General features: G+C 46.4%; 4 protein-coding genes. All 4 read left to right on the top strand.

Features of this window, described 5'->3' with window-relative positions; all coding sequences use genetic code 11:
- A partial coding sequence (locus B3W37_RS02200; protein ID WP_483174641.1) for an iron-sulfur cluster-binding protein occupies positions 1-102 on the top strand: 102 nt, incomplete at its 5' end.
- A 91-nt stretch (positions 103-193) separates the two neighbouring features.
- Positions 194-400: a DUF362 domain-containing protein gene (locus tag B3W37_RS02195; protein WP_483169091.1), complete on the top strand. Its 207-nt coding sequence runs from the start codon at positions 194-196 to the stop codon at positions 398-400.
- A gap of 27 nt (positions 401-427) precedes the next feature.
- Entirely contained in the window at positions 428-1,411 is a 984-nt protein-coding gene (locus B3W37_RS02190; protein ID WP_483174639.1) for an NADH:flavin oxidoreductase, read from the top strand.
- 331 nt (positions 1,412-1,742) lie between these two features.
- A complete protein-coding gene (locus B3W37_RS02185) occupies positions 1,743-2,237 on the top strand; it encodes a universal stress protein (protein WP_481041894.1) in 495 nt (164 codons plus the stop codon).
- The last annotated feature ends 515 nt before the right edge of the window (positions 2,238-2,752 follow it).

Here is a 2,752-nt window from a genome sequence, read left to right as displayed (position 1 = left end):
ATCGGCAAGTGCGGCCGCTGCAATATCGGCAGCCAGTATATCTGCCTGGACGGGCCGGTCTTCGACCTGACCCAGCTCAACCAACTGCCCCAGGAATGGTAGGAAAGTCCTAACAAAAAGGCACGGGGACGGTCCCCCTGCCTACCCGGGAGTGGTGATTAAACCCGGCCAACAGCGCTGATGGTGGAAAGCATTGAATAATCAACGTGATGGAGGTGAAATAATAGTGGCTCATTTAATAACAGATAACTGTGTAGCTTGCGGAGCGTGTGTCGATGAATGCCCCTTGGAAGCTATTAAAGAGGGCGAAGATATATATATCATCGATACTGAACTGTGCAGCGATTGTGGAACCTGCGCTGACAGTTGCCCTGCTGATGCCATTGTTGCAACAGAATAGTGGCACGATTTAAAGAGGAGTAAATCTATGGCGCTTTTACAACAACCGATCGAGACCGGGTACCTAACCCTGAAAAACCGTCTGATCATGCCGCCCATGGCTACCACCAAAGCCGGTCCTGACGGGCAGGTCAGCCAGGAACTGTTGGATTATTATGAAGAGAAGTCCCGAGGGGGGTATATCTCTCTGATTATAATCGAGCACAGTTATGTCAGTCCGGAGGGTAAAGCCCACCCCCATCAGATCTCCATCGCTGAGGATGGTTTGATCAACGGGTTCAAAGAGCTGTCGGCTATCATACATGGAAACGGCAGCAAGACGGTAATGCAGCTCAGTCATGCCGGCAGTCGGGCCAGCAGCGAGGTTACCGGGACGGAAGGACTGGCTCCCTCTGCGGTACCTAACCCACGCGGTACAGAAATAGCTCGTGAAATGAACCAAACCGAAATCGCAGCGGTGGTCGGGAAATTCCGCGACGCCGCCGTCCGGGTGAAGAAGGCCGGTTTCGACGGGGTGGAGATCCACAGCGCCCACGGCTACCTGCTCAATCAGTTCCTATCTCCATTAACCAATCAGCGTATGGATGAGTATGGCGGCAACATTCATAACCGCATCCGTATCCACCTGGAGATAATCAATGCCGTCCGGGACGCCTGCGGCCAAGACTTTCTCCTGCTTATTCGGCTTGGGGCTGCGGACTTCATGGAGGGGGGCACCACCATTGAAGACAGCCGGATGGCGGCCCGAGAGTTCGAAAAAGCTGGAGTCAACATTATAGACACCTCTGGAGGCTTATGCAGTTATAGCGTACCAGGCCTGAGTGGGCAGGGCTTTTTCGCCCCTCTGTCCAGGGCGCTCAAGGAAGTCGTTAAGATCCCAGTGATCTTGACTGGAGGGATCACTGAGGCCTCAGCAGCAGAGAGACTGCTGGCGGAGGGGCAGGCCGATCTTATCGGTGTGGGTCGGGCCATACTCAAGGATTCAACTTGGGCTAAAAGAGCTATACAGTAACTGTCTCAACCATATCCTATGGAAATATTAACTCCAGATATAAGTCATTTACACAAATTCAAATCAATTAGGTTGGGTGTGTTTCAAAATTAACCTAATTTTATTTAAAAAACATAACTGGCATAATAATTGCTCTGTAACAAATATTAGGTAAATAACTTTCGTGGTCAGGGTAAACCAGCGAAATACTCGTTTGGGGAGGTGAAAGCAAAACAAGGTTGCTACGGTATTGAAATCATATCCCTGCTATTACCCTTAATCATCTGTATTCGCTGGTTATATATTAGCGGGGTATTGCAATAAAGCTGTTGAACCGATAAGGAGGGTCTGTATGTTTAAGAAAATACTTGTTCCGGTAGATGGTTCCGATAGTTCGGTTATGGCTGCCAAAGTTGCCCAAAATATAGCAAGTAAGAATGACGGCAGTGTCACTTTGCTTTATGTGGTGCGTCCGTACCTCTTTCAATATGGAGTTGAGGATGGCGCCACACCTGAACCGGCTTTACCCGCAAAATCAGTCGAAACTGGACAGGCCATACTCAATCGCATCAGAGAAGAAGCTGTATTAACAAATGCCTCTCTTGAAGTAAAGATCGGGGCTCCGGCTCCAGTAATCTGTTCTGAGGCCGATGATGGCCAATTTGATCTGATTGTTATGGGAAGTAGAGGGATTACGGGTATCGCAGAGGCTTTTGTGGGCAGTGTCAGTCAGTATGTAAGTCATAAAGCTCATTGCCCGGTTTTGCTTACTCGACTGCCCAAAGGTGTTGCGGAAAACCATACGATCATTAAATCAATGTCTACAGATTATAATATTTATCTTTAAGCCAAAATAATTACCAAAATTCCAGACTTATACGGAGAATACAGTAGTATGACTTGAATCATTTACATGATCTTTTTATATCTAAACGCTAAAATCCAAATATACTGACGGGTTTAGGGTTGAATCAATTTGAGAACTTGCCATTCCCAGGCCAAAGGAGTTATGACATTACAGTCATAGTCCTTCGACCTGGGAAACACTATTTAAGGGCTAAACTGGCTAATCGTTTAACGCTCGAATTTTTAATCAAAACCGATTACAATTTTCAGTTACAAAACTCTTCAAACAATTGTGGGTGTAATGAATTAAGGCACAAAATCATGTTCAAATAGTATAGCCATATAGTATGTATTCCTACAAAATGTCCCGTCTCTGAATCACTCCTGTAATGCCTAAATATTTTATGTGTTTACAAACCAACCCGCAAATTCGATGCAAAGAAAACCCCCAGTGTAACAATAAGGAACAATCAGTATGTCCGAATGGGACAGTATATGGGACATTCGAACCTATAT

Source organism: Syntrophomonas sp. UBA5494, from assembly GCF_002426325.1.
This window is presented reverse-complemented; position numbering and strand designations above follow the sequence as displayed.

Excerpts from the sequence above, each read along its gene's own strand:
- B3W37_RS02190 (WP_483174639.1), top strand. The coding sequence starts at position 428 with ATGGCGCTTTTACAACAACCGATCGAGACCGGGTACCTAACCCTGAAA.
- B3W37_RS02185 (WP_481041894.1), top strand. The coding sequence starts at position 1,743 with ATGTTTAAGAAAATACTTGTTCCGGTAGATGGTTCCGATAGTTCGGTT.